Origin of the sequence: Aeromonas sp. s11 (assembly GCF_040907945.1) — a bacterium.
In the GTDB taxonomy this organism is placed as follows: Bacteria; Pseudomonadota; Gammaproteobacteria; order Enterobacterales; family Aeromonadaceae; genus Aeromonas; species Aeromonas veronii.
This window is the reverse complement of sequence record NZ_JBFOCU010000027.1, coordinates 1-26,640: the sequence shown is the minus strand read 5'-3', so window position 1 is coordinate 26,640 and position 26,640 is coordinate 1. Positions and strand designations below refer to the sequence as shown.

At 61.0% G+C, this 26,640-nt stretch carries 24 protein-coding genes and 1 riboswitch; of the genes, 18 read left to right on the top strand and 6 right to left on the bottom strand.

Annotated features, from left to right (window positions below; translation table 11 throughout):
• The first annotated feature begins 102 nt into the window (after positions 1 to 102).
• Both AB5Y84_RS08130 and aphA read left to right on the top strand, forming a co-directional pair.
• Positions 103 to 777 carry an ATPase gene (locus AB5Y84_RS08130; RefSeq protein ID WP_019446503.1) on the top strand — a complete coding sequence of 225 codons (675 nt, stop codon included), beginning with the start codon at positions 103 to 105 and terminating at the stop codon, positions 775 to 777.
• Positions 778 to 883: 106 nt separating this feature from the next.
• A complete protein-coding gene (gene aphA, locus AB5Y84_RS08125) occupies positions 884 to 1,603 on the top strand; it encodes an acid phosphatase AphA (protein ID WP_368176738.1) in 720 nt (239 codons plus the stop codon).
• 72 nt (positions 1,604 to 1,675) lie between these two features.
• On the opposite strand, the gene AB5Y84_RS08120 is transcribed toward aphA, so the two are convergent.
• A complete protein-coding gene (locus tag AB5Y84_RS08120; protein WP_005348674.1) occupies positions 1,676 to 1,942 on the bottom strand; it encodes a hypothetical protein in 267 nt (88 codons plus the stop codon).
• A gap of 169 nt (positions 1,943 to 2,111) precedes the next feature.
• Between AB5Y84_RS08120 and AB5Y84_RS08115 the strand changes: the two genes are divergently transcribed.
• The gene (locus AB5Y84_RS08115; RefSeq protein ID WP_368176737.1) at positions 2,112 to 2,933 is read left to right on the top strand and encodes an HDOD domain-containing protein; all 822 of its coding nucleotides are present in this window, start codon (positions 2,112 to 2,114) and stop codon (positions 2,931 to 2,933) included.
• Positions 2,934 to 3,061: 128 nt separating this feature from the next.
• A complete protein-coding gene (locus AB5Y84_RS08110) occupies positions 3,062 to 3,559 on the top strand; it encodes a GNAT family N-acetyltransferase (protein ID WP_236324665.1) in 498 nt (165 codons plus the stop codon).
• A 153-nt stretch (positions 3,560 to 3,712) separates the two neighbouring features.
• Here AB5Y84_RS08110 and AB5Y84_RS08105 read toward each other — a convergent pair whose 3' ends face one another.
• Both AB5Y84_RS08105 and AB5Y84_RS08100 read right to left on the bottom strand, forming a co-directional pair.
• A complete protein-coding gene (locus AB5Y84_RS08105) occupies positions 3,713 to 3,889 on the bottom strand; it encodes a hypothetical protein (RefSeq protein WP_005340085.1) in 177 nt (58 codons plus the stop codon).
• A gap of 506 nt (positions 3,890 to 4,395) precedes the next feature.
• Positions 4,396 to 5,673 (bottom strand): sodium:proton antiporter, encoded by a 1,278-nt coding sequence (locus AB5Y84_RS08100; protein WP_021231596.1) that lies wholly within the window; start codon positions 5,671 to 5,673, stop codon positions 4,396 to 4,398.
• A 216-nt stretch (positions 5,674 to 5,889) separates the two neighbouring features.
• Here AB5Y84_RS08100 and metH point away from each other — a divergent pair, with 216 nt between their 5' ends.
• Together metH and rimK are read left to right on the top strand one after the other, a co-directional pair.
• Positions 5,890 to 9,585 carry a methionine synthase gene (gene metH, locus AB5Y84_RS08095; protein ID WP_368176762.1) on the top strand — a complete coding sequence of 1,232 codons (3,696 nt, stop codon included), beginning with the start codon at positions 5,890 to 5,892 and terminating at the stop codon, positions 9,583 to 9,585.
• Positions 9,586 to 9,816: 231 nt separating this feature from the next.
• Positions 9,817 to 10,713, top strand: a complete 897-nt coding sequence (gene rimK / locus AB5Y84_RS08090) for a 30S ribosomal protein S6--L-glutamate ligase (RefSeq protein WP_005340088.1) — start codon at positions 9,817 to 9,819, stop codon at positions 10,711 to 10,713.
• A 149-nt stretch (positions 10,714 to 10,862) separates the two neighbouring features.
• Here the strand turns inward: rimK and AB5Y84_RS08085 are convergent, their stop codons facing one another.
• Both AB5Y84_RS08085 and AB5Y84_RS08080 read right to left on the bottom strand, forming a co-directional pair.
• Positions 10,863 to 12,092, bottom strand: a complete 1,230-nt coding sequence (locus tag AB5Y84_RS08085) for a sensor histidine kinase (protein ID WP_368176736.1) — start codon at positions 12,090 to 12,092, stop codon at positions 10,863 to 10,865.
• Positions 12,089 to 12,757: a response regulator transcription factor gene (locus AB5Y84_RS08080; RefSeq protein ID WP_005340090.1), complete on the bottom strand. Its 669-nt coding sequence runs from the start codon at positions 12,755 to 12,757 to the stop codon at positions 12,089 to 12,091. The genes AB5Y84_RS08085 and AB5Y84_RS08080 overlap by 4 nt, the downstream gene beginning before the upstream one ends.
• A gap of 88 nt (positions 12,758 to 12,845) precedes the next feature.
• Here AB5Y84_RS08080 and AB5Y84_RS08075 point away from each other — a divergent pair, with 88 nt between their 5' ends.
• The 12 genes from AB5Y84_RS08075 (at position 12,846) to thiH (ending at position 25,015) form a co-directional block, all read left to right on the top strand.
• Entirely contained in the window at positions 12,846 to 13,268 is a 423-nt protein-coding gene (locus AB5Y84_RS08075; RefSeq protein ID WP_258721587.1) for a hypothetical protein, read from the top strand.
• An 86-nt stretch (positions 13,269 to 13,354) separates the two neighbouring features.
• Complete coding sequence (locus AB5Y84_RS08070) at positions 13,355 to 13,840, top strand: hypothetical protein (RefSeq protein ID WP_368176735.1); 486 nt, start codon at positions 13,355 to 13,357, stop codon at positions 13,838 to 13,840.
• A gap of 260 nt (positions 13,841 to 14,100) precedes the next feature.
• Positions 14,101 to 15,564 carry an aerolysin AerA gene (aerA, locus tag AB5Y84_RS08065; protein ID WP_368176761.1) on the top strand — a complete coding sequence of 488 codons (1,464 nt, stop codon included), beginning with the start codon at positions 14,101 to 14,103 and terminating at the stop codon, positions 15,562 to 15,564.
• Between the two features lie 124 nt (positions 15,565 to 15,688).
• Positions 15,689 to 16,102, top strand: coding sequence for a DUF350 domain-containing protein (locus AB5Y84_RS08060; RefSeq protein WP_088870288.1), 414 nt, complete (start codon positions 15,689 to 15,691; stop codon positions 16,100 to 16,102).
• A 7-nt stretch (positions 16,103 to 16,109) separates the two neighbouring features.
• Complete coding sequence (locus tag AB5Y84_RS08055; protein WP_021231603.1) at positions 16,110 to 16,658, top strand: DUF1190 domain-containing protein; 549 nt, start codon at positions 16,110 to 16,112, stop codon at positions 16,656 to 16,658.
• A gap of 2 nt (positions 16,659 to 16,660) precedes the next feature.
• Complete coding sequence (locus AB5Y84_RS08050; protein ID WP_069529740.1) at positions 16,661 to 17,815, top strand: glutathionylspermidine synthase family protein; 1,155 nt, start codon at positions 16,661 to 16,663, stop codon at positions 17,813 to 17,815.
• A 74-nt stretch (positions 17,816 to 17,889) separates the two neighbouring features.
• A riboswitch (TPP riboswitch) is annotated at positions 17,890 to 18,002 on the top strand.
• Positions 18,003 to 18,281: 279 nt separating this feature from the next.
• The gene (gene thiC, locus AB5Y84_RS08045; protein WP_368176734.1) at positions 18,282 to 20,273 is read left to right on the top strand and encodes a phosphomethylpyrimidine synthase ThiC; all 1,992 of its coding nucleotides are present in this window, start codon (positions 18,282 to 18,284) and stop codon (positions 20,271 to 20,273) included.
• Positions 20,270 to 21,886, top strand: coding sequence for a thiamine phosphate synthase (gene thiE, locus AB5Y84_RS08040; RefSeq protein WP_368176733.1), 1,617 nt, complete (start codon positions 20,270 to 20,272; stop codon positions 21,884 to 21,886). Before thiC ends, thiE begins: the two co-directional genes overlap by 4 nt.
• Positions 21,876 to 22,652, top strand: coding sequence for a ThiF family adenylyltransferase (locus tag AB5Y84_RS08035; RefSeq protein WP_368176732.1), 777 nt, complete (start codon positions 21,876 to 21,878; stop codon positions 22,650 to 22,652). Before thiE ends, AB5Y84_RS08035 begins: the two co-directional genes overlap by 11 nt.
• Positions 22,649 to 22,855: a sulfur carrier protein ThiS gene (gene thiS / locus AB5Y84_RS08030; protein ID WP_101531477.1), complete on the top strand. Its 207-nt coding sequence runs from the start codon at positions 22,649 to 22,651 to the stop codon at positions 22,853 to 22,855. Before AB5Y84_RS08035 ends, thiS begins: the two co-directional genes overlap by 4 nt.
• Positions 22,856 to 22,940: 85 nt before the next feature.
• Entirely contained in the window at positions 22,941 to 23,708 is a 768-nt protein-coding gene (locus tag AB5Y84_RS08025) for a thiazole synthase (protein ID WP_368176731.1), read from the top strand.
• Positions 23,709 to 23,743: 35 nt separating this feature from the next.
• Positions 23,744 to 25,015 carry a 2-iminoacetate synthase ThiH gene (gene thiH, locus AB5Y84_RS08020; RefSeq protein WP_368176730.1) on the top strand — a complete coding sequence of 424 codons (1,272 nt, stop codon included), beginning with the start codon at positions 23,744 to 23,746 and terminating at the stop codon, positions 25,013 to 25,015.
• A 485-nt stretch (positions 25,016 to 25,500) separates the two neighbouring features.
• Here thiH and AB5Y84_RS08015 read toward each other — a convergent pair whose 3' ends face one another.
• On the bottom strand, positions 25,501 to 26,532 hold the full coding sequence (locus AB5Y84_RS08015; protein ID WP_001809438.1) for an IS630-like element ISAhy2 family transposase: 1,032 nt from the start codon (positions 26,530 to 26,532) through the stop codon (positions 25,501 to 25,503).
• Positions 26,533 to 26,640: the final 108 nt, after the last annotated feature.

Below are 26,640 nucleotides of genomic sequence, written 5' to 3'. Positions count from 1 at the left end.
ATCGAGAGTATGCTGCCTGCCTCTTGTGTGTAAATCGCGCAATTCGCAACACTGTCTTGCATCTTTTTGGGGCAATCCGAATGCCCCGCTGACGGAGGAATGATGGAAAAGAAACGGGTATTGCTCTCCTGGAGCAGCGGCAAGGATTGCGCATGGGCATTGCATCAGTTGCGGCAAGATCCCGCCATCGAGGTGGTGGGGCTGTTTACCACCCTCAATCAGGCATTCGAGCGGGTGGCGATGCACGGGGTGCGCAAGCAGCTGTTGACCGAGCAGGCCGCCTGCGTCGGGCTGCCTCTTATCACCATCGATCTGCCCTGGCCCTGTAGCAACGAGGATTACGCCCGCATCATGACCGGCTTTATCGCTGATGTGGTGGCACAGGGGATCCGCCATATGGCCTTTGGCGACTTGTTCCTCGAGGATGTGCGCGCCTACCGTGAAAAGCAGCTGGCAGGTACCGGCATCGAACCACTGTTCCCGCTCTGGGGCAGCAATACCCGTGAACTGGCGCCGCAGATGGTGGCCGCTGGATTGAAGGCGCGGATCAGTGCTCTCGACCCGAACAAGCTGGATGCCAGCCTGGGGGGCCATGACTTTGACGAGGCACTGCTGGCGGCGCTGCCGGAGGGGGTTGATCCGTGCGGCGAGAACGGCGAGTTTCACACCCTGGCCTATGATGGCCCCATGTTTTCCCGCCCGCTTGGCATTCGGGTCGGTGAGACAGTGCTGCGCGATGGCTTTGTCTTTACCGATCTGCTGCCAATCGAAGATTAATTATCGGGCGTCAAATGCTCCCTTTTGCAGGAGCTTTCACAGATTTGAAGGGCGGGATGGGGGCACTATTGGCCCCCTCTTTTGATTGAAGATGACAACCTGCCTTATGAAACACATCTCTCGTCCGGCGCTGCTTGCCTCCTTGCTGGCTGCGGCCCTCTCTCTGACTGCCGTGGCGGGTCAAGCCGCTACCGTTCAGCCGATCCCTGCCGGTGTCACCACCGTCACTCTGGCCCAGCAGGCACCGATCCACTGGGTGTCGGTAGAGCAGATTGCCAAGAGTCTGGATGGCCTGCCCCCGATGGCGGTCGGGTTTGATATCGACGATACCCTGCTCTTCTCCAGCCCGGGTTTTTATCGCGGCAAACAGGAGTTCTCGCCCAACGACGAGAGCTATCTGAAGAACCCCGCCTTCTGGGAGAAGATGAATAACGGCTGGGATGCGTTCAGCATGCCGAAAGAGGTGGGCAAGGCGCTCATCGCCATGCATCTCAAGCGCGGTGACCACATCTATTTCGTCACCGGCCGCTCGGCCACCAAGACCGAAACCGTGAGCCAGACTCTGCAGCAGACCATGAATATTCCGGCCGACCAGCTCAATCCGGTGATCTTCGCCGGTGATCAGCCGGGCCAGAACACCAAGGTGCAGTGGCTCAAGGATAAGCAGATGAAGCTCTTCTACGGCGACGCCGATGGGGATATCAAGGCGGCGCAGGAGGTCGGCATTCGCGGCATTCGTCTGCTGCGGGCCGCCAACTCCAGCTATCGGCCACTGCCGTTGGCAGGGGCGCTGGGGGAAGAGGTGATCATCAACTCCCAGTTCTGATCCGGAGCGGATCCATGCAAAAGGGCGGGGCCATTGGCACCCGCCCTTTTTGCATCCGTCATCAAGCTCGGGTCAGTCGTCTGCCCACGGCATCTCGGGCAGGCTGTCGAGGAACTCGCCGTAACGGGTCAGATTGAAGGGGCCCTGATCGGCCTCCATTGCCATCAGCTCGGCACCGAGGGCGCAGGCGATATATTGCAGCGCCTCTTCCCTCGGGGTGCCCTTCATTACCAGCCGCATCAGGGTCGCCTTCACATGGGGCGGGTGACCGTCGTTGAGCTGGTTCTCCACCATCTCCAGCAGCGCGTCTTCGTCAAAAAATTCCTGAGTGTCGTTCATGGGATATCCGCAACAGTGAATGTGGCGGCCAGTATAGCCTGAATGGGGCTAACACCTTGAACAGCCTGCGAATAAACAATCCGATGGGGAGGCCATTTGTTACCCATAATTAGGAGGAGTTTGCCAAGGCAAACAGGTTGGAACACAGATAACATGGATGGACACGCCTATGCCCACGATAGATTCCCTGCTGGCCGAGCCCAAGCTACTGCCCCAGATCCCGGAAGTGATGCGCGATTTGATCCAGACCTTCAATGAAAAGGATCCGGATCTGCTCAAGGTCAGCAAGTTGATCAACAAGGACCCTGTCATCTCCGCCAAGTTGCTGCGGCTGGCCAACTCGGCCAAATTCGGCAGCAGTCGTCAGATCGGCACCGTCAATGAAGCCGCGGTGCGGCTGGGGTTGGCGATGGTGCGCAACATGGTGCTGGCCTGCGGGCTCACCGAATCGGTCACTGCGGTGCCCGGTATTGACCTCAAACATTTCTGGGGCAGCGTGTTCAACGTGGCGGAGCTGGCCCGTCGTCTGGCGGTGAAGAAGGGGATGAAGGGGGATGAGGTCTTTACCTGCGCCCTGCTCTACGATCTCGGCCGTTTGGTGATGCACGTAGGCCTGCCGGAAAACACAGTCCACCACATTCACGATCTGGAGTTGCACAAGGGGCGGGCCAAGGCGGAAGAGCTGGTGGTCGGCTTCAACTATGCCCAGGTCGGGGCGGCCATGGCACGCTACTGGAAGTTCCCCGAGACCATCAGCAATGCGGTGGAGTATCACTACAACCCCATGCTGGCCAAGGAGTTCTCTCCCGAGGCCGGGTTGATCCATCTGGCGATCGTGCTGGCTGCGCAATCCGATGTGGGGGAAGAGGCGCCACCCGAGTGGCCCCACAAGGTGGCAGATGCACTGGGGCTGAGCTGGGGCGATTGTGCCGCCCAGTTCACTGCCCTGCGCGAGCAGGGTAATGGCTACGCCGGGTTGCTGGCTGCCTGAGCCCGTTTATCCCATCTCATCAGGGGCCAACATGGCCCCTTTTTCATGGCCGATGGCGCCACAGGCTTGCCAGCCCTGGAGTGACGGGGCACTCTTTGCCCTTCACTTTCCGTTTGAGAGCCCTTGCCATGATTACCTCCTCCCGCCTGATCCTGCGCGAAATGATCGCCACCGACGCCCCCTTCATCCTTGAGCTGCTCAATGACGGCGACTTTTATCGTTACATCGGTGATCGGGGTATTCGCACCCTGGAGCAGGCGCAGGAGTATATCCAGCAGGGGCCGGCGGTCAGCTATGCCCGCTATGGTCACGGACTCTATCTGGTGGAGCGTAAGGAGGACGGTGTCAGCCTCGGTATCTGCGGTTTGATCAAGCGCGATACCCTGGAGCAGGTCGATATCGGTTACGCCTTCCTGCCGCAATATCGCGGTCAGGGCTACGCCATTGAAGCGGCGCAGGCCGCCCTTGCCGATGGCAAAAGCCGGTTGGGGATCGGGCAGGTAGTTGCCATCGTCACTCCGGGCAACGAGCGATCCATCGGCCTGCTGGCCAAACTGGGGCTGGTGCGCAGTCGACTGGTCAAGTTGAGCGAAGATGCCGATGAGTGCCTGCTGCTGGAGCAGTGATCAAGGTCAGAGAGCTGAAAAGCGAATGGCGAGGTGGCTGTCAGGCTGAGTGACAAGCAAGAGGCCGGGTCTGGCGAAAGGCGTGAGAGAAGCAAAGAGGCCGCCGTGAGTTGCGGCCTGTCTGCATCGGGCGCTGCCGGAGGGCAGGCAGGATCAGTTGAGGTCTTCGATGGAGAACTCGCCAGCGATACCATCACAGGAGATGGCGAAACCGCCGCTGAAGCGGGTGCTGAACTGGATCAGAAACGCATCATTGTCGTGCTCTTGCACAGGCAGGTTGATGGGCTTGCTGCGACGCAGGGGCTTGTGTGTTTGTACTGCTTTCATCATGGTATTTCTCTATATAAATTAGGTGCTTGCTCCTTGTATTGGCAAATGTCAGGTCAATGGGCGCGGTCGATTGGATGAACGACAAGCGCGCAGGAATACCCAGCCCGGTTAAGGGGCGTCTGCACTTTCAAGGAATATGCTGATGCATAAATCAAATTGGGTGGGCAGGTCGGGTCTGCACCGTGAGAGCCGGGCAACGCAGGCAGACAGCCTGACGGTTCTCAAGGCGAGTAAATCAGAAGAAGGTTATGCGGGTACTGGCAGGATTCATCGTGAGGTGAAGCATTGCAGGGTAAACATAAACAGGGCTGATTAACTAGCCGACGCGCATTCTCTCCTCGAAATGAATAAAAAGCAAACAATAATTTGCCTATGTTGAAGTCAATACGCTTTTCCTCTGTGTAATCAAGGTGCTATCAGCAGTAAATATTCGCAACTATCCGCCATAACAAGAGGGCTCCCGACGGGAGCCCTCTCTCATTCTGCAATCAGCACACTGGGCCGACTCAGTAGTCGCCACAGGCCTTCTTGGCAGCCGTGATCATCGGGGTGATGGTCATGCCTTGCACCACGATGGAGAACATCACCACCGAGTAGGTCATCACCAGGATGACCTGACGCAGGTCGACGCCATGTTCCGGGATCATCATGACGCCGGAGGGGAGTGCCAGTGCCATCGCCATCGCCAGACCACCGCGCAGGCCACCCCAGGTGAGGATCCGCACCGAGAAGGTGTTGTAATTGCGGAATCGGCGGAAAGCCACATAGGGCAGCGACACGCTGATAAAGCGGGCGCCCAGGCAGAGCGGCACCGCAATGACCAGCAGGATCCAGTCACGCCAGGCGAGATCCAGCAGTACCAGCGCCAGACCGATCAGCAGGAACAGCAGAGCGTTGAGGAACTGGTCCATCAACTCCCAGAAGTGATCCAGGTGATGGCTGCTCTGCTCGGAGAAGCCGGAGTGACGGGTCCAGTTGCCGATCATGATGCCGGTGACCACCATGGCCAGTGCGCCGGAGACGCCGATCATGTTGGCAAAGGCGAAGCCGGCGGTCGGGATGCAGAGGGTCAGCAGCAGCTCCAATGAACCGTCGTCGGTGGCGCTGATCATCACGTGGGCGATAAGGCCCAGCACGGCACCGAACAGGATGCCGCCGAGGGCTTCGTGCAGGAACAGACCGGCCACGCTACCGAAGGTGGGCTCGACACCGCCAAAGGCGACGGCAAACACGGTAGCGAAGATGACGAGGCCAACACCGTCGTTGAACAGGGATTCCCCTTCGATCTGGATGGCGATCTGGGGTGGCGCTTTCATCTTCTTGACGATGGCCAGTACGGCAATCGGGTCAGTGGGGGAGATCAGCGCGCCGAACAGCATGCAGTAGACCAGCGGCAACTCCCAGCCCAGCAGCTTGGCGATAAACCAGAAGCCGTATCCGATGAGGAAGGTGGAGAGCAGGGTGGCAATGATGGCCAGAATGGTGATCTCCCACTTCTGGCTACGCAGTGCCTTGAGGTTGATGCCAAGGCCACCGGCGAACAGCAGGAAGCCCAGAATCCCCTTTAGCAGGAAGTTCTGGAAGTCGATGCTCTCCATGGTCTTGACGGCAAGAGGTTCCAGATTGAACCAACCCAGTTTGCCAAACAGCACCAGCAGTGCGGAGATCAGCATGGAGCCCGCAGTAATGGCGATGGTGGTCTGGATCTTCACAACATACTGGTTGGCAAAGGCGATAAAAATCGCCAACGCTGCCAGAAAACAGAGTGTGTAGTAGACGCTCATAGTTATTTTTTTCTCGTTGGTAGACAGCAAGCACGTATCCCTATGCAGGACGGGCATAGGTTACTCTCGGGCCCTATGTTACTCATTACCCATAAATGAGTATATGGTGGCGTATTTGGACTGATAGACGGCTAGATTTCCATTTTATTTGTTTGCTGTTAGGATGCTGTTTACGCAGTTGCATGGATGTAAGAGGAACACGCGGTGTCGAACGTAATGTCGAGCAGAGAGCCGAGCAAGCAGTCGGACGTAACAAAGAAGCTGGAAGCCTGCCTCAGGGAGCGGATCCTGATCATCGACGGGGCCATGGGCACCATGATCCAGGGCTACAAACTCGGTGAGGCGGATTATCGGGGTGAGCGGTTTTCCGACTGGCATACCGACATCAAGGGCAACAACGATCTGCTGGTGCTGACCCGTCCGGCGGTGATCCGCGAGATCCACGAGCAGTATTGCGCTGCCGGGGCCGACATTCTCGAGACCAACACCTTCAACGCCACTCGCATCGCCATGGCCGATTACGAGATGGAAGCGTTTTCCGCCGAGATCAACCGTGAAGCCGCCCGTCTGGCCCGCGCCGTGGCCGACGAGTGGACGGCAAAAGATCCCGCCAAGCCGCGTTTCGTGGCAGGGGTGTTGGGCCCCACCAACCGCACCGCCTCCATCTCGCCGGATGTGAACGATCCCGGCAAGCGCAACGTCACCTATGACCAGCTGGTGGCCGCCTACACCGAATCGACCCATGCCCTGATCGAGGGCGGCGCCGATATCATCCTGATCGAAACCATCTTCGATACCCTCAACGCCAAGGCCGCCGCCTTTGCGGTGGAAGGGGTGTTCGAGGAGCTGGGTTACAGCCTGCCGGTGATGATCTCCGGCACCATTACCGATGCCTCCGGCCGAACCCTCTCCGGCCAGACCACCGAAGCCTTCTACCACTCGCTGCGTCACGTAAAGCCGGTGTCGTTCGGCCTCAACTGTGCGTTGGGGCCCGATGAGCTGCGCCAGTATGTGGAGGAGCTGTCTCGCATCAGCGAATCCTGCGTCAGCGCCCACCCCAACGCCGGTTTGCCCAATGCGTTCGGCGAGTACGACCTCGATGCGGGTGAGATGGCGGAGCATATCCGCGAGTGGGCCCAAAGCGGCTTTCTCAACCTGGTCGGTGGCTGTTGCGGTACCACCCCGACCCATATCCGCGCCATGGCCGACGCTGTGGCGGGCATCAAGCCGCGTGTGCTGCCCGAGCTGCCGGTGGCCTGCCGCCTGTCGGGCCTCGAGCCCCTGATCATCACCCCCGAGTCCATGTTCGTGAACGTGGGGGAGCGCACCAACGTCACCGGTTCGGCCAAGTTCAAGCGGTTGATCAAGGAGGGGCTGTACGACGAGGCGCTCGATGTTGCCAAGCAGCAGGTAGAGAACGGCGCCCAGATCATCGACATCAACATGGACGAGGGGATGCTGGACGCCGAAGCGGCCATGGTGCGCTTCCTGAACCTCATCGCCGGTGAGCCGGATATCGCCCGGGTGCCGGTGATGATCGACTCCTCCAAGTGGGAGGTGCTGGAGGCGGGCCTCAAGTGCGTGCAGGGCAAGCCGGTGGTCAACTCCATCTCCATGAAAGAGGGGGAGGAGAAGTTTATCCAGCAGGCCAGATTGCTGCGTCGCTACGGCGCCGCCGTCATCGTGATGGCGTTCGATGAGGCGGGGCAGGCCGACACCCGCGCCCGCAAGTTCGAGATCTGCCAGCGCGCCTACCGGATCCTGGTGGATCAGGTCGGTTTCCCGCCGGAAGACATCATCTTCGACCCCAATATCTTCGCGGTAGCGACCGGCATCGACGAGCACAACAACTACGCGGTGGACTTCATCGAGGCGGTGAAGGACATCAAGACGCACCTGCCCCACGCCATGATCTCCGGCGGCGTCTCCAACGTCTCGTTTTCGTTTCGCGGCAACGAGCCGGTGCGCGAAGCCATTCACGCCGTCTTCCTCTACCACGCCATCAAGAACGGCATGGATATGGGGATCGTCAACGCCGGTCAGCTCGCCATCTATGAAGACATTCCGGCGGAGCTGAAAGAGAAGGTCGAGGCGGTGGTGCTCAACCTCAATGACAACGCCACCGAGGAGCTGCTGGCCATCGCCGAGAAGTATCGCGGTGCCGGTGCACAGGCTGAGGATCCGCGGGATCAGGAGTGGCGCAGCTGGCCGGTGGGCAAACGGCTGGAGCACGCACTGGTCAAGGGGATCACCGACTTTATCGAAGAGGATACCGAAGAGGCGCGCGCCGGTGCCGAGAAGCCGCTGCACGTCATCGAAGGGCCGCTGATGGATGGCATGAACGTGGTCGGCGACCTGTTCGGCGCCGGCAAGATGTTCCTGCCGCAGGTGGTGAAATCGGCCCGGGTGATGAAGCGGGCGGTGGCCTATCTGCAGCCCTATATCGAGGCGGAAAAATCGGGCGGCTCCAGCAATGGCAAAATCGTGCTGGCGACCGTGAAAGGGGACGTGCACGACATCGGCAAGAACATCGTCGGGGTGGTGCTGCAGTGCAACAACTTCGAGATTGTCGACCTCGGGGTCATGGTCTCCTGCGAGACCATTCTCAAGACTGCGCGGGAGGTCGGCGCCGATATCATCGGGCTGTCGGGTCTCATCACCCCATCGCTGGACGAGATGGTGCACGTGGCCAAGGAGATGGAGCGCCAGGGCTTCAAGCTGCCGCTGCTGATCGGCGGCGCGACCACCTCCAAGGCCCACACTGCGGTGAAGATAGAGCAGAACTACTCGGAGCCTGTGGTCTATGTCTCCAACGCATCTCGCGCGGTGGGGGTGGCCCAGAGCCTGCTCAGCCCGGATCTCAAGGAGGCGTTTGTCGCCCGCATCGACAAGGAGTACGAGATCGCCCGGGATCAGCATGCCCGCAAGCAGCCGCGCTCCCGCCCGGTCAGTCTGGCCCATGCTCGCGCCAACCGACACCAGCTGGATTGGGTTGGCTACCAGCCCCCCAAGCCCCGCGAGCTCGGGGTGCAGAAGTTCGAAGATGTGGCCATTTCGGTGCTGCGCCCCTACATCGACTGGACGCCGTTCTTCCTCAGCTGGGAGCTGGCGGGCAAGTATCCGCGCATCCTCGAGGACGAGATCATTGGCGAGGAGGCGACCAAGCTGTTTGCCGACGCCAACGCCATGCTGGACCAGCTGGAAAAGGATCAGAGCGTGCGCTGCGCCGGGGTGGTCGGCCTGTTCCCGGCCAACGCGATAGGAGACAGCATCGAGGTCTACAGCGACGAGTCCCGCACCGAGGTCATCAAGGTGCTGCACCACCTGCGCCAGCAGAGCGAGAAGCAGGGCTTCCCCAACTACTGTTTGGCGGACTATGTGGCACCGAAAGAGAGCGGCAAACCCGACTGGATCGGCGCCTTCGCGGTGACCGGCGGTATCGGTGAGGAGGCCATCGCCAAGGCCTACAAGGCGCAGCACGATGACTACAACGCCATCCTGATTCAGGCGGTGTGCGACCGTCTGGCCGAAGCCTTTGCCGAGTATCTGCACGAGCAGGTGCGCAAGGTACATTGGGGTTATGCTCCCGACGAGGCCCTCAGCAACGAAGAGTTGATCCGCGAGAACTATCAGGGTATCCGCCCGGCCCCCGGTTATCCGGCCTGCCCGGAGCACACCGAGAAGGGGAGCATCTGGGAGCTGCTGGAGGTGGAGCAGGCTATCGGCATGCAGCTCACCGAATCCTACGCCATGTGGCCGGGGGCGGCGGTGTCGGGCTGGTACTTCTCCCATCCCGAGAGCAAATACTTCGCGGTGGCGCAGATCCAGCAAGATCAGGTGGAAGATTACGCCGTTCGCAAGGGGATGACGCTGGCAGAGGCCGAACGCTGGTTGGGGCCAAACCTGAACTGACTCCCGCGTGACACCGGTTGATCTTTAACGAGAAACGGCGGCATCCTTGCACGGGTTGAACAACCTGCGCAGAGCCGCCGTTTAACCTGTTGGTCACAGTGATGTGGTAGCGTGCGGTTTGGTGTGGTTTGTCTTGTTGTCAGGATAAACAATTGGCGTTGTCTTGGCGCTGTGGCACCTTATACTCTCCCGCCCCATCCTGCCCAGGCACAGCCTTCTAGCGGAATTGTCATGAAGATCGCCATTTTATCCCGTGAGCCGAAAAACTACTCCACCCGCCGTCTGGTCGAGGTGGCACAGGCGCGCGGTCATCAGGTAGAGGTGCTCGACACCCTGCGCTGTTATATGAATATCGCTTCCCACAACCCCTCCATTCACTACGAGGGTGGGGAGCTGGGAAGCTATGACGCCGTGATCCCGCGTATCGGGGCCAGCATTACTGCCTACGGCACCGCCGTGCTGCGCCAGTTCGAGATGATGAACACCATGGCCCTCAACAGCTCGGTGGCCATCAGCCGTTCCCGCGACAAGTTGCGGGCGATGCAACTGCTCTCCCGCCATGGCATCGGCCTACCCATCACCGGCTATGCCCACAGCACCCACGACGTACCCGACCTCATCACCATGGTGGGCGGGGCGCCGCTGGTGGTGAAGCTGCTGGAGGGAACCCAGGGGATTGGCGTGGTGCTCTGCGAGACTCAGAAAGCCGCCGAGAGCGTGATCGAGGCCTTTATCCAGACCAACAACAACATTCTGGTGCAGGAGTATATCCGCGAGGCCAATGGCGCCGATATCCGCTGTCTGGTGGTCAACGGCAAGGTGGTTGCCGCCATGCGCCGTCAGGCCCAGCCGGGGGAATTTCGCTCCAACCTGCACCGTGGCGGCACCGCCGAAGCGATCAAGATCACCCCGGAAGAGCGCGCCACCGCGGTGCAGGCCGCCAAGATCATGGGGCTGGATGTAGCGGGGGTGGATATCCTGCGTAGCGCCCGTGGCCCGCTGGTGCTGGAGGTCAACTCCTCCCCCGGCCTGCAAGGGGTGGAAGCCGCCTCCGGCAAGGATGTGGCCGGCAAGATCATCGAGTTCCTCGAACTCAAGGCGAGCCGCAAGAACAAACCGGCGGAGTGAGCCTCAGGCTTGCATCTGTCAGATAGAAACAGGGCGCCCTCGGGCGCCTTGTTGCTATCTGGCTGGTGGGTAGCGGGCTTGCCAGTGTCTGTTGTCTCCCTTCTCCCACTATTTTGAATAGACGGGGGGAAGGGCCGGGGATGAGGGCGCTATGCCTTCGTGGGTTCGCTGGCGATCATCGCCAGCCTTGCGCTGAATACGCCATCCTCGAGCCGGGTGTCGATCTGCCAGCCCAGCTTCTCGCAGATGCGCTGGATGATGGTGAGGCCGCAGCCGTAGCCGAGGATCTGATCCGGTGCCGCTGCCGTCGGGTTGCTGATGGTGAGCATCGGGCCGCACAGCTCGATGTCGATATGTCCCTCGGCATAGCTCAGGGCATTTTTCAGCAGGTTGCCGAGGGCGATGGCGAGCAGGGAGAGGGGGGCGTTTACTTCGCTGCTCTCGTCCAGATTAAGCCGGATATCGAGCGCCTCCCGCTGCAACAGCGGAGCGAGGCGGGCCAGCTCCTGACGGATCAGCGGGGTCACCTGCTGCAGCGGTCGCTCCACAGCCTCCTTGCGGCCCAGCAGCAGGAAGGTCTCGGTGAGCAGCGCCATCTCGTCGGCGGCGGCGCGAATGCGGCTGGTGGCGCGAGCGGCTGGCGCGGGCAGATCCGTCACCTTGCCGAGTAGGGCGGCCGAGCCCTGGATCACCATGTTGGGGGTGCGCAGCTCGTGGCTGGCGAAGCGACTGAACTCCTGCTCGCGAGCGAATACGGCGCTCACCTCCTGCTTGCCAGCCAGCAGCGCCAGCTCGATATCCCGCAGCTCCTGCCAGGGGGCGTCGGGTTCGAAATCCGCCTGATCCGGGGTGAGGTGGGCAACCCTCTGTTGCAGCCGTTGCAGCGGCCCCGTGATATGGCGCACCAGCCAGATGCCGAAGCCGAGGCAGCCCAGCAGCAGGGTCACCCCGATCAGCCGGGTGGCCAGATGCAGCTTGTCTTCGTAGGGGTCGAGGTAGTCATCGGCGTCGTCGTTGAACACCAGATAGAGCAGTCCCTCGCCGGAGGGGTGACGGGCCACCAGAAAGTGTTTGTCCTCCTTGCCCAGTTGGTGCTCGAAAAAGCCGGGAGTCTGGTAGGGCTTCAACCACTTGGGCAAGCGGCCCGCCTCGGTCCAGTAGCTGGAGAACTGTCTGGGGCTCGGAGCTGCCGCCGCCGGGCCGAGTCGCAGCCAGTCATCGCTGTAGCGGGTCACTTCGGCTTCCAGCCAGTGGCGCAGGCTCAGCTCCTCCATCTTGTCCTCGGCCACCATCATCAGGCCGGAGAGCAGGATCAGCAGCACTACCCCGGCGCCGCCGAGCGCCATGATCAGGCGGCGGCGCAGGCTCGGCAGGCTCATGCGCTCACCAGTCGATAGCCCTGACCGTGGAGGGTCTCCAGCATGGGAGTGGGGAAGGGTTTGTCGAGCGCGTTGCGCAGGGCGTAGATATGGCTGCGCAGGGCATCGGAGTCGGGCTCCTCATCCCCCCAGACGGTGTCGAGCACCTCCTGACGGCTGACGATGGCGGGGGCGCGGCGGGCCAGCAGGGCGAGGATCCGGAACGGGATCTTGCCGAGCTTGAGGGGCTCACCGGCGCGGGTGGCGCGGCCGCTGGCGACATCGACCGTCAGATCGCCAAAGCTGATGGCCCCCACATCACCGCGCGGGCCACGCAGACTCAGAGCTTGCAGCCGTACCTCCAGCTCCTCCATGGCGAACGGTTTGACCAGATAGTCATCCCCTCCCGCCTTGAAGCCCGCCAGCTTGTCTTCCAGGCTGTCGCGGGCGGTGAGAAACAGCACGGGAGTGGCAATCCCCTGCTCGCGCAGGCGAGCTACCGTGCTGAGGCCATCGAGGCGCGGCATCATCACATCCATGATGATGACGTCAAAACGCTGCTCCTCCAGCAGTTGCAGCGCCGCCTGACCGTGATAGGCACAATCGAGGCGGTGACCGGCCAGCTCCAGATAATCCATGATGGTTTCCGCCACCTGAGGATTGTCTTCCACTACCAAAATCTTCATGCTTTGCTCTCCTGGTTGGCGAGCGTTTCACGCTCTTTTCACACCGGATTCGGCATCCTGTTTGCCAGTGTAACCCCGAGGATCCCTGATGAAGAAGTCTCTCTGCGCCCTCCTGCTGTTGATCTTGTTACCACTTGGCACCGCACAGGCGACCGAATTCAAACTGACCGGCCGCACCACCTGGCAGCTTGGCCAGTTGATGGTCAACGGCATGCCGTTCGTGATCGACGACCAGACCCGCTTCAAGGATTGGCTCAACGAGGATGATCTCGGTGGTACCTGGGTCGAGATGAAAGGGGTGGTGGAGAACGGCGTGCGCTATGTACGCAAGGTCGAAGCCCTCGACGAAGATGACAAGGACGAGATGGAGCTGGAGGGGCCGGTGGAAGGGGGGCGGATTTGGGGCTACACCACTTCGGATAACAGTCTGGCGCCGTTTGAAGGGCGCTGGCTTGAGCTGGAGTGCAAGTTTGACGGCATGCGCCTGAGCCGCTGCCGCGAGGATGACTGATCCGATCTCTGCGTTCCGATTAGAAATGCTCCCGAATGAAGCCCATGCTTGTCCAGCATGGGCTTTTTGTTCAGGGACGAGCGAAGATGGAACAATCGAGAAAGTGGTGTGCATGGATGCTGGGTCTGCCGCTCTGGGCGGCGCAGGCGGGAGCCGACGAATTGTGGCTGGTGGAGCTGGAGCACAGCGACGGCATCCGCCTGCAATTTCAGGGGGACGAAGTGGAGCTGGGCAGTGCCGCCATCTGGCGGCAGGGGGAGATTTGGCCGCAGCCACTCAAACCGGGCGACCAGCTCGCCCTGCTGGTGGCTGATGGCGTTGCCACCCGGATCGAGCTGCTGACCGCCAGAACCCCGCTGGCCAATCAGCCTTGGCAGCGGGCGCAAGATCGCCTGCAATCCTTCGATGACCGGCAGCTCACGCTGGCCACCCTGGGCACTGTGCCACTCAATCCGCAGGTGCGCTGGGTCAACGGTTCCGTCGCCGATCTGCATGCCGGGAGCGAGCTGGTATTGATCCGTTCGGCGGATGGAATATTGCAGGGAATTGAAGTGATCAATCCGGAAGAGTAATTCAGCTTCTTCTTATTTAATATAGCCTCACCATATTGTGGCAGCCATTAAATAATGGCTGCCACAATATTTATGATTTATTCCTCAATAAAGTCATCGCTCTAATTATTTTCTTATACCACCATTATTTTGTTTGTCATGGATGTTTTTTGGTGGTTTATTTTATTTGTGTCAGGTTTTGTCGGAGTCCATACCTGTCAAATGAAAAAGGATATTTCTACACAATAACAATTATCGTATGTCTGAAAGAGGGATAAATGATGAATAGAATAATTACCGCCAATCTGGCGTTTTTGGCGTCTTCATTGATGCTCGCTCAGGTGCAGGCGGCTGAACCTGTCTACCCTGATCAGGTCAAGTGGGCGGGTCTTGGGACGGGCGTCTGTGCCAGTGCTTACCGTCCTCTGACCCGTGATGAAGCCATGAGTATCAAGGGTAATCTGGTCAGCCGCATGGGGCAGTGGCAGATCACCGGGCTGGCTGATCGCTGGGTGATTATGGGGCCTGGATATAATGGCGAAATCAAACAGGGCACTGCCGGAGAAACCTGGTGCTATCCCAATTCACCGGTTTCCGGAGAAATACCAACACTCTCTGAGTGGAATATTCCGGCGGGTGATGAGGTCGATGTGCAATGGCGGCTTGTCCACGACAATGATTATTTTATCAAGCCAGTCAGTTATCTCGCCCATTATTTGGGATACGCTTGGGTGGGTGGAAATCATAGCCCCTATGTCGGGGAGGATATGGATGTTACCCGGGTTGGCGATACCTGGCTGATAAAGGGAAATAATGACGGCGGCTGCTCCGGATATCGTTGTGGGGAGAAGAGCTCCATCAAGGTAAGCAATTTCTCATATACCCTGGAACCCGACTCCTTCAGTCATGGTCAGGTCACCGAGAGCGGCAAGCAGCTGGTCAAAACCATCACGGCCAATGCGACCAACTACACCGACCTTCCCCAGCAGGTGGTGGTGACCCTGAAGTACGACAAGGCCACCAACTGGTCGAAGACCGACACCTACAGCCTGAGCGAGAAGGTGACCACCAAGAACAAGTTCCAGTGGCCGCTGGTGGGTGAGACCGAGCTTGCCATCGAGATTGCGGCGAGCCAGAGCTGGGCTTCCCAACACGGGGGCTCGACCACCGAGACCGTCTCGGTTGAAGCACGCCCCACGGTGCCGCCTCACTCCAGCCTGCCGGTGCGGGTTGCCCTCTACAAGTCCAACATCTCCTACCCCTACGAGTTCAAGGCCGAGGTCAATTATGACCTGACCATGAAGGGCTTCCTGCGTTGGGGCGGCAATGCCTGGTATACCCATCCGGAGAATCGTCCGACCTGGGAGCACACCTTTGCCGTCGGCCCGTTCCGCGACAAGGCAAGCAGCATCCGTTACCAGTGGGACAAGCGTTATATCCCGGGTGAAGTGAAGTGGTGGGACTGGAACTGGACCATCAGCGAGTATGGTTTGTCGACCATGCAGAATAACCTGGGTCGTGTGCTGCGCCCGATCCGTTCGGCAGTGACCGGTGACTTCTATGCCGAGAGCCAGTTTGCCGGCGATATCGAGATTGGTCAGCCCCAGACCCGTTCCGCGGCCTCTGCCCAGTTGCGTAACGCCTCTGCTGAAGGTGTGGCTCTGACCGGTGTGGATCTGGATCAGGAGGCCCTTGCCAACGAAGGGTTTGGCAATGTCAGTCTGACGGTGACTCCTGCCTATTGACCCAAGGGGTAAATCCCCTTGGCGGGGGGACCCTGTTTTCGTATCCGCCGTTCTCAAGGGGCCCATTGTGGTCCCTTTTTCCTTTCATTATGATGTCGACTCTTTTTGTCACAGGAACTGTGAGATGCTCTCCCAATTGCTCGGCTCCTTGAGTGGGCTGCTCCCCTTTATCGCCTACTTTCTGCTGGCCATGGCGCTGCTGGCGACCTTCATTCGCCTCTATACTTGGCTGACGCCACACCACGAATTTGCCCTGATCCGTTCGGGTAATCCGGCTGCTGCCACCGCGTTTGGCGGCGCGCTGATTGGCTTTGCGCTGCCCTTGGCCAGTGCAATCAGTCACTCTCTCTCCCTGCTCGATTGCGCCATCTGGGGCGCGATTGCCCTGCTGGTGCAGGTTGCCGCGTTTCGGGTAATGCAACGCTGGCTCACCGACCTGAGCGAACGGATCTCCCGTGGGGAGATGGCTGGCGCCATTTTGCTGGCTGCTGCGTCCCTGTCGGTGGGGCTGCTCAACGCTGCCTGCATGACCTACTGAGGATCCCATGAAGAGCAGCAACAAGCGAAGTAGCCAGGTCGCACTGGTCATGATGGTGCCGACAGCCTCTCTCTGGCTGCAGGGGTGCAACGAACGCCCCGAGCTGGCCTATGTCTACACCTCGGTCGAGACATGTGTCGCTGTCCCAAGTAATGATCCGGCTCGGTGCCAGCTGGCCTTTGAAGAGGCCCGCAGTCGCCACCTCCTGCGGGCGCCCCGTTATCCTGACCGGGTGGAGTGTGAGGCGGATTTTGGCGCAGGAGGGTGTGAGGATAAGGTGCCGCGGATGAGGGGGATTCTGACCAGCGGCGTTGCCATCGGAACAGACCCTCTCCCCGGGATCCCGACCCAGCCGCTCTATCAACGTACAGATGAGCCTTATGCGCTGCGCACCGCTCAGGGAACACGCTTGCCCGCAGGCAGTAGCCTGGTTCGGGTCTGCCAGAGTGCGGTGACACTGGAGCCCGCCTTACAAGTACGGCGTGGTGGCTTCGGTGGAGAAGCTGCGCGGCGAGCCAACTTCTGCCATAGCAATAGCTACAGCAGCGGAGGTTAAAGATGGAGCGCATTTCCTTACCCGAACGTCCGGATTGGCGCGAACGGGCTGCCGAGCTTGGTTTCGAGTTTCACACCTTCGATGGGGAGCCCTATTGGGATGAGAGCGCTTGCTATCGCTTCACCCTTTCGCAGATAGAGGATGATCTGGAGGCGCCCACCGAGGAACTGCATCAGATGGCCCTCTCGCTGGTCTCAAAGATAGTGGGCAGCGAAGAGTTGCTGACCCGGCTCGATATTCCCGAATACTGCTGGCCCGCACTGGAGGCCTCATGGCGACGTCGGGATCCCCATCTCTATGGTCGGCTGGATCTCGCCTATAACGGGCATGGGCCCGCCAAGCTGCTGGAGCTTAACTACGACACCCCCACCTCCCTTTATGAGTCGGGTTTTTTTCAGTGGATCTGGCTGGAGGATCAGCTGCATCGCGGTGTGCTACCAGCCGGAGTCGATCAGTTCAACTCCCTGCAGGAGAAGCTGTACGGCGCCTTCGCGGCCCTTGGCAATCGTGGCCCTTTGCACTTCACCTGCGTGGGCGAGAACCTGGAAGACAGGGGGAACCTCGACTACCTCATCGATATCGCCCTGCAGGCTGGTTGTGATGCCCGTTTTGTGGATCTGGAGGATATCGGCGAGCTGCAGGGCCAGCTAGTGGATCTGGGCAACGAGCCGATCCACGAGATATTCAAGCTTTACCCTTGGGAGTTCATGGTGCGCGAGCCATTTGGCCAGACGCTGCTCACAAGCCAGACCCGCTTTATCGAGCCAGCCTGGAAGATGATTCTCTCCAACAAGGGGATGTTGCCCCTGTTGTGGCAGGCCTTTCCTGACCATCCCAACCTGCTGCCCGCTTTTTTTGATCCCGATCCCGCTAGTCAGATGGCGCCGGGTTGGGTACGTAAGCCTCTCTATTCACGAGAGGGGGCCAATATCGAGCTGATGGATTATCAGGGTATGCGCTTGCATGAGCCAGGCCCATACAACGACTCGGGTTATGTGCTTCAGGCCTTTCACCCCTTACCCTGCTTTGCTGGCAGTTACACCTTGATCGGCAGCTGGGTGGTCGGCGATGCGGCGGCTGGCATTGGCATTCGCGAGGATGCGACCCTGATCACCAAAGACAGCTCCCGTTTCCTGCCCCATATCATCCTCGACTAGCATTAGACCCCAAGGGGAGCAAGAGGTCGACTTTGTTAACGGCTTGTGCTTTAGATTTTCCCCCTTATACTGGCGCCATCTTGTCGGAGTGCTGACCGTCGAACGACGCGAAGCTGAGACCGTTAATTCGGGATCCGTGGAACCTGATCAGGTTAAAACCTGCGAAGGGAACAAGGGTAACTTGCGGGTTACCGCGCCGGAGGAGGAACAAGCCTCTTCCGCTCATCGAAGGGGTAACCCTGATGGGGCAGGGCGCACAGGAGGGAGTCTGTCCCGCCCGGTTGTCCAGCACGTGGGGCGCCTTGCCCACAGCATGCAGAGAGCGGGAAGGGGCAGTACAGCAGCGCGGAGATCCATCCCGCGCGCACTCCCTCCCGAGATAAACACCCCGCCGCAAGTTCATCTTCTCCTCGAACTCCAGACAAGCAAACACCCATAACTTCAACCAGTTAATGTGAGTTTTGCTATGTCTACTTCCGTATCTGATACCACCAAATCCAGCCGCCGCGAGCAGCGCTCCAGCGCTCAGGCCTTTATCGACAGCCTCAAGGGGATGGCTCACCCCAACTCCCGCCGCATCTTTATCGAAGGCTCCCGCCCCGATATTCGTGTTCCCCTGCGGGAGATCCAGCTGGCCGACACCTTCGTCGGCGGCACAAAAGAAGATCCCAAGTTCGAACCCAACGAACCGATCCCGGTCTACGACACTTCTGGCCGTTACGGGGAGGAGGGGGTCGCCATCGACGTGCGCCGCGGCCTGCCGCGCCTGCGGGAGAACTGGGTGCTGGAGCGCGATGACACCGACGAACTGCCGGGGCTCAGCTCCACCTTCACTCAGGAGCGGCTGGCCGACGAGGGGCTGGATCATCTGCGCTTCGAGCATCTGCCGAAACCGCGCCGCGCCAAGCCGGGTCGCCGGGTCACCCAACTGCACTATGCCCGTGCCGGCATCGTCACTCCCGAGATGGAATTTATCGCCATTCGCGAGAACATGGGTCGCGAGCGGGTGCGCTCTGAGCTGTTGCGCACCCAGCATCCGGGCCGTGATTTTGGTGCCCGTTTGCCCCAGAACATCACCCCCGAATTTGTGCGCGATGAGGTGGCCGCCGGTCGCGCCATCATCCCCAGCAACATCAACCACCCGGAAGCGGAGCCGATGATCATCGGCCGCAATTTTCTGGTGAAGATCAACGCCAACATCGGCAACTCGGCGGTCACCTCCAGCATCGAAGAGGAGGTGGAGAAGCTGGTCTGGTCCACCCGCTGGGGCTCCGACACAGTGATGGATCTCTCCACCGGCCGCTATATCCACGAGACCCGCGAGTGGATCCTGCGCAACAGCCCGGTGCCCATCGGTACCGTGCCCATCTATCAGGCGCTGGAGAAGACCAACGGCATCGCCGAAGAGCTCACCTGGGAGCTGTTCCGTGACACCCTGCTGGAGCAGGCCGAGCAGGGGGTGGACTATTTCACCATCCACGCTGGCGTCCTGCTGCGCTTCGTGCCGATGACTGCCAAGCGCCTCACCGGCATCGTCTCGCGCGGCGGCAGCATCATGGCCAAGTGGTGCCTCTCCCACCACAAAGAGAACTTCCTCTACCAGCACTTTCGCGAAATCTGCGAGATCTGCGCCGCCTATGACGTGGCCCTGTCGCTGGGCGACGGTCTGCGTCCGGGCTCCGTCTATGACGCCAACGACGAGGCTCAGTTCGCCGAGCTGCGCACTCTTGGCGAGCTCACAAAAATTGCGTGGGAGTACGACGTGCAGGTGATGATCGAGGGGCCGGGTCATGTGCCGATGCACATGATCGAGCGCAACATGACCGAGCAGCTGGAGCACTGCCACGAGGCGCCGTTCTATACGCTGGGCCCGCTCACCACCGACATTGCACCGGGTTACGATCACTTCACCTCCGGCATTGGCGCCGCGCTGATCGGCTGGTACGGCTGCGCCATGCTCTGCTACGTCACCCCCAAGGAGCATCTGGGGCTGCCCAACAAGGAGGATGTGAAGCAGGGGCTGATTACCTACAAGATCGCCGCTCACGCCGCCGACCTTGCCAAGGGTCACCCTGGGGCCCAGATCCGCGACAATGCCATGTCCAAGGCGCGCTTCGAGTTCCGCTGGGAGGATCAGTTCAATCTGGCGCTGGATCCCGACACCGCCCGCGCCTACCACGACGAAACCCTGCCGCAGGAGTCAGGCAAGGTGGCTCACTTCTGCTCCATGTGCGGGCCCAAGTTCTGCTCCATGAAGATCACTCAGGATGTGCGCGACTACGCAGCAAAGCTGGAGGCCGTTGAGATCAAGCTGGTCGGCATGGATGGCCAGCAGGAGCAGGTAGTGGCTCAGGTGGAGAGCGGCATGGCCCGCATGGCTGAAACCTTCAAGGAGACCGGTGGCGAGATCTACCATCAGGCGGCGGCACTGAAACAGGCCGCAGGGGAGGAGGCTTGAGCTGCGCAAGCGGGGCCGTCAGCCCCGCCGATCTGTCGCCGGTGACGGACTCTCGCCCTGTGGTCTGGACCATCGCTGGTTCAGACTCCGGCGGTGGCGCCGGTATTCAGGCCGACTTGCACACATTGCACGACCTTGGCGTGCACGGCTGTTCGGTTATCTCCGCCATCACCGCCCAGAACTCGGTGGCGGTGAAGATGGTTGACCCCGTGCTGATGCAGACCTTCACCGCCCAGATCGACGCCCTCGGCGTCGATCTGCCGCCCGCCGCCATCAAGATCGGCCTGCTGCCGACCCGGCTTCATGTCGAAGTGCTGGCCCGCCGACTGGCAACTATAGAGGCTCCCTTCGTGGTCTACGACCCGGTGGCCATCGCCAGCTCCGGCACCCCGATGGCGGAGCCCAATATGCTGGAGGCGGTGCGCGAGCAGCTGTTGCCACGTCTGTCGCTCATCACCCCCAACGGCCCCGAAGTGGAAGCCCTGACCGGCATTCCCGCGACCAGCCCTGTGTTGGTGCGCTTCGCCGCCCAGCGGCTGCGCGAACTGGGCGCCCGCGCCGTGCTGGTCAAGGGGGGTCATCTTGCGTGGAGCGGGGAGCTGTGTCTGGACTACTACCAGGATGAGACCCGCGAATTCTGGCTCGCGGCACCGCGCCTCGATACCCGCCACGGTCACGGCACCGGTTGCTGCTACGCCAGCGCCATCGCCGCCGTGGTGGCGCAGGATTATCCGGTGGAGGACGCCATCACCCTGGCGCGAGCCTACCTGCAACAGGGGTTGGCGGCGGCGCAAGGAGTGGGGGCAGGCCCGGGTCCCATCGCCCATCTTGGCTGGCCCGCCGATCTGGCTCACTTCCCCCGAGCCGTATTGGCGGGCTCAACAATCGATCGCCGCTTCGGGCTTTATGAAACAAGCAGCTCCCGCCTGCCGGATGGCCCCTTCGCACCGACCGAACACAACCTCGGTCTCTATCCGGTGGTGGATTCGGTCAAGTGGCTGCGCCGCCTGCTGGGGTCAGGGGTCAAGACCATCCAGCTGCGCATCAAGAATCTGCCCGCCGCAGAGGTGGCGCCGGCCATTCGCGATGCGGTAGCGCTTGGTCGCCGTCATGGGGCGCGGCTCTTTATCAACGACTACTGGCAGCAGGCCATCGAGGCGGGCGCCTGGGGCGTGCATCTGGGGCAGGAGGATATGGAGACCGCCGATCTCGCCGCCATTCAGGCGGCTGGGCTGCGCCTTGGCATCTCCACCCACGGCTACTTCGAGCTGATGCGGGCCCGCGAGCTGGCCCCCTCCTATATGGCGCTGGGTCATATCTTCCCGACCAATACCAAGGCGATGCCTTCGCGCCCGCAGGGGCTGGTGCGGCTGCACCGCTACCGCGCCCTGATGTGCGACTGGCCGACGGTGGCCATCGGCGGCATCAGCGAGGAGCGGGTGGCGGCGGTCAAGGCAAGCGGGGTCGGCAGTATCGCGCTGGTCTCGGCCATCACTGCCAGCGACGACTGGCAGGGGGCGACCGAACGGCTGCTCGCGGCCGTGGGGGCAGGGGATGAGCCGCGTTCAGCACTGCTCATGACCGACTTGCAGGAGGCTGCCCATGCTCTCTGATGCTGAGTATTTGCGATACGGCCGCCAGCTGATGCTGGCGGAAGTGGGGGAGGCGGGTCAGGCGCGGCTGAAAGATAAGTCCGTACTGATCGTCGGTCTCGGCGGGCTTGGCTCGCCGCTCGCCCTCTATCTCGCCGGGGCCGGTGTGGGCACCTTGTGGCTGGCCGATGGCGATACGGTCGATTCCAGCAACTTGCCGCGCCAGATCCTGTTCGATAGCGAGGCGGTCAACCACTCCAAGGCGGAGCTGGCCTGCGAGCGGTTGGCGGCCCACAACCCGCTGGTGGAGCTGATCGCCATCAACCAGCGGCTCGATGCCGCCAGCCTGCCGGAGTTTGTGGCCGAGGTAGATCTGGTGATCGACTGCTGCGACAACCTCGCCACCCGCCAGGCTATCAACGCCGCCTGCGTGGCTCAGGGCAAACCCTGGATCTCCGCCGCGGCGGTGGGCTGGCAGGGGCAGCTGATGGCGCGCACCAGCAGCGATCACGCCTGCTACGCCTGCCTCTACCCGCTGGATACCAAGACCGCCGAGCGCTGCGAGACCAGCGGCGTCACTGGCCCACTGGTCGGGGTGATGGGCTCTTTGCAGGCACTGGAGGCACTGAAACTGTTGCTCGGGATGCCGAGCCCGGTTGCCGGCACATTGCGCCGCTTCGATGCGTTGGCCCATCAGTGGCAGACCCTCACTCTGGCCCCCGACCCCGATTGTCCGGTTTGCGGGCAGCGCCGATGCCCGACACACGATAAGGAGATCACTCCATGACCTTGACCATTCGACTCAACGATAAAGCCCAGCCGCTGGCGGCAGGGCAGAGCGTGGCCGACCTGCTGGCGGCGCAAGACGTTAATCCACAGGGCGTAGCGGTGGCCCTTAACGGCGCCGTGCTGCCCCGTGGCCGCTGGGCCGAGATCCGTCTCAATGACGGAGACGAACTCCACCTCTTCACCGCCATAGCGGGAGGCTGACCCATGATGCTCGCAGTCCCATCTTCGCGTGCTCTGCCTTGCGGCGGGGCCTCATCTCTTCTTATCGCAGTGGCCGGAGGCTGACATGCTGACAATTGCCGATCACACCTTCTCATCGCGCCTCTTTACCGGCACCGGCAAGTTTGCTCGCCCGGATCTGATGGCCGCCGCCATCGAAGCGAGCGGCTCCCAGCTGGTCACCATGGCCATCAAGCGGCTCGAACCGGGCAAGGCCCACGACGATATCCTGAGCCCCTTGTTGCAGCTCGGGGTCAAGCTGCTGCCCAACACCTCCGGCGCCAAGACCGCCGCCGAAGCGGTGTTTGCCGCCCATCTCGCCCGCGAGGCGTTGGGGACGAACTGGCTGAAGCTGGAGATCCACCCCGACCCTCGTTACCTCTTGCCCGATCCCATCGAGACGCTGAAAGCCGCCGAGCAGCTGGTGAAAGAGGGCTTTGTGGTGCTGCCCTACTGCGGTGCCGACCCCGTGCTCTGCAAGCGGCTCGAAGAGGTGGGCTGCGCCGCGGTGATGCCGCTCGGCGCGCCCATCGGCTCCAATCAGGGGCTGGTGACCCAGGAGTTTCTCTCCATCATCGTCGAGCAGGCCAATGTGCCCGTGGTCGTGGACGCGGGCATAGGTGCACCAAGCCACGCGGCCGCCGCCTTTGAACTGGGCGCCGATGCCGTGCTGGTCAACACTGCCATCGCGGTCAGCGGCGACCCGGTCGCCATGGGCCGCGCCTTTGCGCTGGCCTGCACTGCCGGTCGCAGCGCCTATGAGGCAGGCCTTGGCGCCCGCGCCCTGCAGGCCCAAGCCTCCAGCCCGCTTACCGATTTTCTGGGGGCGTTATGAGTCATGATGCGGGATCAGGGCAAGAGCCAATCGCCATGTCCTCTTTCTCGGTTTCTCACGAGGCCGATGTGTTTAGCCCCCCTCTCCCTCTGGGAGAGGGGCTGGGGGTGAGGGCTTCGGCTGATTCGGTGCTTGAAGGGGGCGAGCCCTGCGCTCCTCCCCCTCCCAAGGGGGAGGCCGGGAGGGGGTTGGATTTTGCCAATCGCTGGCAGGAGCTGGAGTGGGACGATATCGGTATGCAGATCCGCGCCAAGACTGCCGCCGATGTGGCGCGGGCGCTGAGCGCACCCCGCCGCACCCTGAGCGACTTTATGGCGCTGGTCTCGCCAGCTGCCGAGGTCTATCTGCCGCAGATGGCGGCCGAGGCCGAGCGGCTGACTCGCCAGCGTTTTGGCAACACCATCGGCTTCTATGTGCCGCTCTATCTGTCGAACCTCTGCGCCAACGATTGCACCTACTGCGGCTTCTCCATGAGCAACCGTCTCAAGCGCAAGACCCTGAATGCAGAGGAGATTGAGCGCGAGTGTCTGGCCATCAAGGCGCGGGGTTTCGACAGCGTGCTGCTGGTGACCGGCGAGCACGAGCACAAGGTGGGGCTCGCCTATTTTCGGCAGGTGTTGCCCATCATCCGCCGCCATTTCAGCACGGTAGCGATGGAGGTGCAGCCCCTTTCGCAGGCCGACTATGCCGAGCTGAAAAGCCTCGGCCTCGACGCCGTCATGGTCTATCAGGAGACCTATCACGCCCCCACCTACGCCCGCCACCATCTGCGCGGCAACAAGCGTGACATAGGGTGGCGCCTTGCCACGCCGGATCGGCTGGGCCGTGCCGGTATCGACAAAATTGGCTTGGGGGCGCTGATTGGCCTCTCCTCGGACTGGCGCGCCGACAGCTACTTTGTCGCCGAGCATCTGAGCTGGCTTGAGCGCCACCACTGGCAGAGCCGCTACTCGCTCTCCTTCCCGCGCCTGCGCCCCTGCACCGGCGGGCTGGAGCCTGCCGTGGTCATGTCGGATCGCCAGCTGGCCCAGCTTATCTGCGCCTGGCGCCTCTTCTCGCCCACCCTGGATTTGTCCCTCTCCACCCGCGAGTCTGCCACCTTTCGCAACGGCGCGGTGCGCCTTGGCATCACCCAGATGTCGGCCGAGTCGCGCACCCAGCCGGGGGGCTATGCCGAGGGGGATAAAGAGGAGCTGGAGCAGTTCGCCATCCACGACGACCGCCCGGTGGGGGAAGTGGCCGCCGCCGTCCGGCAGGCGGGGTTGCAGCCGGTGTTCAAGGACTGGGAACCGTTTTTGGGTCGATAGGGGCGGCCACGCCCCCCCCCCTTTGCCGGTGGCATCCCGGCGTCCAGCCAGACTCCGTGCCTGTGGCGAGCAGGCACGGCTGCGCCGTGCAATCGTAGGGTCGATTAGCCGATAGGCGTAATCGTCCGGGGGGATAGTCGATGGCACGGCTTCGCCGTGCAGGACGCGAGGCCGCTGGCCTCGAAGGGGTTTCGCCCGCCCTTCGGGCCGGGGCGAGTGACTTTGGAAAGACCCAAAGTCACCAAAGGTCTTCTCCCCCACTTATTCGCCCGACTTCGTCGGGTTCCTTCGGCTCACCCGCTTGTCCGACGGCACGCGCCGACGGGCCATCCATGGCCCTGCGTCGCTCGCTCGACATCCTGTCTCGCGGCCTGGACAAGCGTGCTCGCCTCAGCGAATAGGAGGGGGAACCAAAACCGTGCTCACCATAATCTCAGGGAGTAGTCGTAGGGTGTAATTCACCTAAATAACTGATCCCAATAGTGCTACACCTTCGCTGTGCCATAGCCATTCCCCGGGAAAGGAGACACGGTATCCATGAAGTGTTTCACTCGGGCCAGCAGGTTTGCCATCCCTCTGCATTGATGATTGCGCGTGATGGTTTCATGTAACTTGTGCCATAGCCGTTCTATGTGATTAACCCAAGGGCTGTAAACTGGCTGGAACACCAGGCAGAACTTGGGATTCTTCTTCAACCATCGCTCGGTCTGTTTGCTTTTGTGAATGATGTAGTTATCGAGGATCAACGTGATGGTTTTGGCTCGTCGGTAGTGGTGGCGCAGCTTTTCCAGCATGGCAATAAACAGCGATGAGTTTTTCTTGATCCCGCTGACGTAAAGTACCCTTCCGTTGCCTGCGTGGAGAACGCCTGCCAGATAATGCTTGGCATTCTGCCCCGGTGTGACAACCCGCTTTTGCTGCGCTCTGAACATCCAGTCGGCTCCTAATTTGGGATTGAGGTCTATATCGACTTCATCCTCATAAAACACCGGATTATCGGCATCACAGCGGGCCAGCGCGGCGTCGATATTCGCCATTTTTTCCTGATAGGCTGGGTCTTTTATCCGCAAGGTCGGCACGGGCCTGCGCCAGACAATGCCCATACGAGGTAACCATCGGCGGAGCGTGGAGGCTGCCACATTGAGCCCTGTTAACCGATTGATTTTTATAGCCAATAGTTCAGTACACCAACGGCTGCGCTGATAACCAAAATCTTGCGGAGAAAACTGCATGAGCAGCACCAGTAAGGTGACAATCTTGGCGATAGGTAAGACTGGGGCACGGCCAGCCGGTAAGGCTTCTAGCGCATCTATGCCTTCATCTCGATACCACCGAAGCCAACGACCGATGGTCGAGCGCGCAGCGCCGGTAAGGTGATGAACATCGGTGATCGTGCGTCCTTCATGTAACAGCAAGATGGCCATCAAGCGACGAGCATGTCCTTTATCACGGGTGGCATGGATGATTTTGTGAATGCGGCGCCGTTGTGGTCGTGGCAGAGGTGGTAGGATAGGCATCAACTCAGTCCTTTGGGTGTGGCTTGTTTTGTTTAGCGACTAATCAGATCGCACAAACTGGACTGAGTTCCCTTCCTCCGGTGATCTACTATTCGGAACAGCTATTTA